The organism is Streptomyces sp. NPDC005878 (genome assembly GCF_040629815.1).
Classification (GTDB): domain Bacteria; phylum Actinomycetota; class Actinomycetes; order Streptomycetales; family Streptomycetaceae; genus Streptomyces.
Genome location: NZ_JBEXWK010000058.1, coordinates 1 through 5,921 on the forward strand (window position 1 = coordinate 1; position 5,921 = coordinate 5,921).

A 5,921-nucleotide genomic window follows, 5' to 3' on the forward strand; every position below is an offset into this window, starting at 1 on the left:
GTGGCTCGCTCGCGCAGTTCCCCGCGCCCCTAGGCAGTTAGGGGCGCGGGGAACTGCGCGCTCAGCCACCCACAAACCCGCAGATGCCCACCGGGCCGATAAGGGGCGCGGGGAACTGCGCGACCAGTCAACCACCGGCCGGCAGCCGAAGTCCGGGCCGATAGGGGGCGCGGGGAACTGCGCGAGCGGTCCGGTCCACCACCGGCTCGCCCCCGCCCGCAAGCGAAGCCCGCATCCCGTGGCTCAGAGCCTCAGAGCTGCTCGATCACGTAGTCGACGCACGCCGTCAGGGCCTCGACGTCCGCCGGGTCGATCGCCGGGAACATCGCGATCCGCAGCTGGTTGCGCCCCAGCTTGCGGTACGGCTCGGTGTCCACGATCCCGTTGGCCCGCAGCACCTTCGCCACGGCCGCCGCGTCCACCTCGTCGGAGAAGTCGATGGTCCCGATGACCTGCGACCGCTTCGCCGGGTCGGCGACGAACGGGCTGGCGTGCTTGGACTCCTCGGCCCAGCCGTACAGCGCCTTGGCGGACGCGGCCGTACGGCCCGTCGACCACTCCAGACCGCCCTGGCCGTTGATCCACTTCAGCTGCTCGTTGAGCAGGAAGAGCGTGGAGAGCGCCGGGGTGTTGTACGTCTGGTTCTTCAGCGAGTTGTCGATCGCGGTCGGCAGGCTGAAGAACTCCGGGATGTGGCGGCCCGACGCGTGGATCCGCGCGGCACGCTCCAGGGCGGCGGGCGAGAAGACCGCGATCCACAGGCCGCCGTCGGAGGCGAAGGACTTCTGCGGCGCGAAGTAGTAGACGTCGCTCTCGGTGATGTCGACCGGCAGGCCGCCCGCGCCCGAGGTCGCGTCGACCAGGACGAGCGCGCCCTCGTCGGCGCCCGCGACCCGCTTGACGGGGGCCGCGACACCGGTGGAGGTCTCGTTGTGGGTGAGGGCGTAGACGTCGACGCCCGCCTCGGCGGCCGGCTCCGGGTGGGTGCCGGGCTCGGAGGCGATCACGCTGGGCTCGGCGAGCCACGGCGCGAGCTTGGCGGCCTTGGCGAACTTGGAGGAGAACTCGCCGAAGTTCAGGTGCTGCGACCTGTTCTCGATCAGCCCGTGGGTCGCGACGTCCCAGAACGCGGTCGAGCCGCCGTTGCCCAGGATCACCTCGTACCCCTCGGGCAGCGAGAACAGGTCCCGTACGCCCTGGCGGACCTCGCCGACCAGGTTCTTGACCGGGGCCTGGCGGTGGGAGGTGCCGAGCAGCGAGGTACCGGTGGCGGCCAGGGCGTCCAGCGCCTGAGTACGCACCTTGGAGGGGCCCGCGCCGAAACGGCCGTCGGCGGGCTTCATGTCAGCGGGAATCTGGATCTCAGCCACGAGCGCAGGGTATCGGCACGCGGGGGCGGCGCGCGGCCGCGGTCCACCCCGCGAGACGCGCCCGGCCGCCGTCGCGCCCGCCGCGGGGGCCGGACGGGCAGGCTGGTCCCCATGGGCGACACGGGTGACGGCGGCGGTACGGCACGTACGGCCGGGGCTTGGCGGGCGTGGGAGCGGGAGCTGCGGGACGCGGTGCGCGGGGAGGTCGACTCCTCGGCCACCGCGCGGGCGCTGACGACGATGGACGCGTCCAACTACCGGCGGGTGCCGCGCGCGGTCCTCGCGCCCCGGGACGCCGAGGACGTGGCGGCGGCGCTCGCGGTCTGCCGGGAGCACGGGGTGCCGGTGGTGCCGCGCGGCGGCGGGACCTCGATCGCGGGCCAGGCCACCGGGACGGGGCTCGTCCTGGACTTCACCCGGCACATGCGGTCCCTGCTCTCGGTGGACGCGCGGGCGCGCACGGCGGTGGTCCAGCCGGGCCTCGTCCTCGACGTGCTGCGCGAGGCGGTCCTGCCGCACGGGCTGACGTTCGGGCCCGACCCGTCGACGCACAGCCGCTGCACGCTGGGCGGGATGATCGGCAACAACGCCTGCGGGGCGCATTCGGTGGCGTACGGGACGACCGCCGACAACGTCCACCAACTGACGGTGGTCAGCGGCTCGGGCGGCCCGCTCCGCCTGGGCCGGGGCTGGGAGGGCGCCCCGGCGGGCCTGCGCGCCTTCGTCGGCCGCAACCTCGCCGCGCTGCGCACGGGCTACCCGCAGGACCTGCCGCGCCGGATCTCCGGGTACGCCATGGACGCGCTGCTGCCCGAGCGCGGCACGGACCTGGCACGCGCCTTCTGCGGCAGCGAGGGCACGCTCGGGGTGCTGACCGAGGCGACCGTACGGCTGGTGCCGGTGCCCGGGGCGCGGGCGCTCGCCGTGCTCGGTTACCCGGACGAGAGCGCGGCGGCCGAGGCGGCGCCCGCGCTGCTGCCGTACGGACCGCTCACCGTCGAGGGCATGGCCGCCGACCTGGTGCGCGGCGCCCCCGGGCTGCCGCGCGGCGGGGCCTGGCTGTTCGTGGAGGCAGGGGGCGCCACCCCGGCCGAGGCGCTGGCCCGGGCCCGTGAGCTGGTGCGGGCGGCGGACCCGCTGGACGCGGCCGTGATCACCGACCCGGCCGGGCAGCGGGCGCTGTGGCGGGTGCGCGAGGACGCGGCCGGGACGGCGACGCGCATCCCGGGACCCCCGCCGGACGGTACGTCCGGAGGAAGCACGGAGGCCTGGCCCGGCTGGGAGGACTGCGCGGTGCCGCCCGCGCGCCTGGGGGCGTATCTGCGCGACTTCCGGGCGCTGCTGCGGGAGCACGGGCTGCGCGGCACGCCGTACGGGCACTTCGGCGACGGTTGCGTCCACGTCCGGATCGACTTCGACCTGCTGAGCGCGGCGGGCGTGGCGCGCTTCCGCCGGTTCTCCGGGGAACTGGCGGATCTGGTGGCCGCGCACGGCGGCTCGCTCTCCGGCGAGCACGGCGACGGGCAGGCGCGGGCGGAGCTGCTGCCGAAGATGTACGGGCCCGAACTGGTGGGGCTGTTCGGGGAGTTCAAGGACGTGTGGGATCCGCCGGGGCTGCTCAACCCGGGCATCCTGGCGCGCCCGGCCCGGCTGGACGAGAACCTGCGCTTCGCGGTGCTGCCCGGGCGCCCGGTGGACGTGGAGTTCGGCTATCCGCACGACGGCGGGGACTTCTCGGCGGCGGTGCGGCGGTGCGTGGGAGTCGCCAAGTGCCGTACCACGGAAGCCGGTTCGGGCGTGATGTGCCCGTCCTTCCGGGCCACCGGCGAGGAGGCGCACTCCACACGGGGCCGGGCCCGGCTGCTGCACGAGATGCTGGCGGGCGAGGTCGTCACGGACGGCTGGCGCTCGCCGGAGGTACGGGACGCCCTCGACCTGTGCCTGTCCTGCAAGGGCTGCCGCAGCGATTGCCCGGTCGGGGTGGACATGGCCACGTACAAGGCGGAGTTCCTCCACCACCACTACGCGGGGCGGCCGCGCCCCGCCTCCCACTACGCCATGGGGTGGCTGCCCCGCTGGCTGCGGCTCGCGGCGCCGTGGGCGCGGGGCCTGAACGCGCTGGCCCGGGTGCGCCCCCTGGCGGCCGCCGCGAAGCGGCTGGCGGGGATCGCCCCGGAGCGGAGCCTTCCGGTGCTGGCGACGCGGACGCTGCGGGCCTGGCTGAGGCGGCGCGGGGAGGGCCCGGCCCCGGCCGGCGCGGTCCTGTGGCCGGACACCTTCACCGATCACCTCTCGCCGGAGGTGGGCCGGGCGGCGGTACGGGTCCTGGAGGCGGCGGGGGTCGGGGTGGTGGTGCCGCGCGGGCGGGTGTGCTGCGGTCTGACGTACGTTTCGACCGGCCAGCTCACCCGCGCCCGTACGGTCCTGCGGCGCACGCTCGACGCGATGGAACCGCTGCTGGAGCGCGGTCTCCCGGTCGTCGTCCTGGAGCCGGGCTGCGCGGCGGCGCTGCGGACCGATCTGCCGGAGCTGCTGCCGGACGACCCGAGGGCGGCGCGGCTCGCGGCTTCGGTGCGGACGTTCGCGCAGACGCTCCAGGAGTGCGCGCCGCACTGGTCGCCGCCGTACGTGGGCCGTCCGGTGGCCGGGCAGACGCACTGCCACCAGCACGCGGTCCTCGGGGACGCGGCCGAGCGCCGGCTGCGCGAGCGGGCCGGGCTGACCGGCGCCCTGAGCGGCGGCTGCTGCGGTCTGGCCGGGAACTTCGGCTTCGAGCGGGGCCACTGGGAGGTGTCGGTGGCCTGCGCGGAGGACGCACTGCTGCCGGCGGTACGGGCGGCGGGGTCCGGCACGGAGCTCCTGGCGGACGGTTTCTCCTGCCGTACCCAACTGGAGCAGCTGGCGGGGCGGCGGGCCCGGCATCTGGCGGAGGTCCTGGCGGAACATCTGCCGGACGGGATCGGTTAGGGACGGAGCGGGGCAGCGCCACTTACATGGGCCCGTACATTGGTGCGGAGGGCTGCGCTCCGCTTGGGGTCCGCCCGGCGTCGGCGCATACCCCCTGGACCGTGCGCCGCGATGAGTGCAATATATTTGCTTACACAGTTCAATGAAATGAACGTACCGATCGCACGGGAGCCACGGTGACCAGTCCGCACACCGCCGCAGAGCCGACCGCCACCGCGGCGGCGGCCGTCGCCACGCCGGAGGCGGCGGGCGGGCTGCGGTCCGCACGCGGGCGCGGGGCGGCGCTCGCGCCGGTCGCGCTGGTGGTCTCGGCCGGTATATCGGTGCAGTTCGGCTCCGCGGTCGCGGTGATGCTGATGCCGAGGGCGGGCGCGGCGGGCGTGGTGACGCTGCGGCTCGCGGCGGCGGCCCTGGTCCTGCTGGTCCTGTGCCGCCCGGGGCTGCGCGGGTACCGGCGGGCCGACTGGGGGACGGTGGTCGCCTTCGGCGCCGCGATGGCCGGGATGAACGGCCTCTTCTACCAGGCCGTCGACCGCATCCCGCTCGGCACGGCCGTGACCCTGGAGGTCCTCGGCCCCCTCGCCCTCTCCGTCCTGGCCTCGCGCCGCCTGGTCAACTTCGTCTGGGCCGGGCTCGCGCTCGCCGGGGTGGCGCTGCTGGGCAGCGGCGGGGGCGAGGGGTTCGGGTCGCTGGACCTCGCCGGTGCGGCCTTCGCGCTGGGGGCGGGGGCGTGCTGGGCGGTGTACATCCTGTTCAGCGCGCGGACCGGCCGCCGCTTCCCGCAGGCGGACGGCCTCGCGCTGGCGATGGCGGTCGCGGCGGTGCTGTCGCTGCCGCTGGGGGTGGTGCAGTCGGGGGCGGAGCTGCTGGTGCCGTCGACGATCGGGCTCGGCGCGGCGGTGGCGATCCTGTCCTCGGTGCTTCCGTACACCCTGGAGCTCCTGGCCCTGCGCCGCCTGCCCGCCTCGACGTTCGCGATCCTGATGAGCCTGGAACCGGCTGTCGCGGCGACGGCGGGGTTCCTGGTCCTGCACCAGGCCTTGTCGGTCACCGACGCGGTGGCGATCGCGCTGGTGATCGGGGCGAGTGTGGGGGCGGTGCGGTCCCAGGCGGGACGCGGGCACTAGCCCGTCCGGCCGGGCCCCTACGCCTGCGACGGGCCCCGGGCGACCCACCACGCCCGGCCCCAGCGGGGGTTCCTCGCGCAGTTCCCCGCGCCCCTAAAGGCCTTGGTTCGTCTGCGGCCGGGTGGGGGTTGGCCGCGCAGTTCCCCGCGCCCCTTGGGGGCCTCAGTTTGTCTGCGGGCCGACGTGGGCTGATCGCGCAGTTCCCCGCGCCCCTAAAAACCTTCGTTCGTCTGCGGCTGAGTGGGGGCTGCTCGCGCCGTTCCCCGCGCCCCTTGGGGGCCTCAGTTTGTCTGCGGGCCGACGTGGGCTGATCGCGCAGTTCCCCGGGCCCCTAAAAACCTTCGTTCGTCTGCGGCCGAGTGGGGGCTGGTCGCGCAGTTCCCCGCGCCCCTTGGGGGGTCGGCCGCAGCCGGGGAACTTGGAGCGGCCACCAGTTCTTCAGGGGCGCGGGGAACTG

At 75.2% G+C, this 5,921-nt stretch carries 3 protein-coding genes; 2 read left to right on the forward strand and 1 reads right to left on the reverse strand.

The features are described from left to right. Positions 1–251 precede the first annotated feature (251 nt). A complete protein-coding gene (serC, locus tag ABZ404_RS39020; protein WP_358837452.1) occupies positions 252–1,370 on the reverse strand; it encodes a phosphoserine transaminase in 1,119 nt (372 codons plus the stop codon). A gap of 111 nt (positions 1,371–1,481) precedes the next feature. Here serC and ABZ404_RS39025 point away from each other — a divergent pair, with 111 nt between their 5' ends. Further along, positions 1,482–4,337 carry an FAD-binding and (Fe-S)-binding domain-containing protein gene (locus ABZ404_RS39025; RefSeq protein WP_358837453.1) on the forward strand — a complete coding sequence of 952 codons (2,856 nt, stop codon included), beginning with the start codon at positions 1,482–1,484 and terminating at the stop codon, positions 4,335–4,337. 176 nt (positions 4,338–4,513) lie between these two features. Beyond that, on the forward strand, positions 4,514–5,464 hold the full coding sequence (locus ABZ404_RS39030) for an EamA family transporter (protein ID WP_358991698.1): 951 nt from the start codon (positions 4,514–4,516) through the stop codon (positions 5,462–5,464). The last annotated feature ends 457 nt before the right edge of the window (positions 5,465–5,921 follow it).

What these genes read in the sequence shown, in the direction of transcription:
- ABZ404_RS39025 (WP_358837453.1), top strand. Translation starts at nt 1,482, where the DNA reads ATGGGCGACACGGGTGACGGCGGCGGTACGGCACGTACGGCCGGGGCT.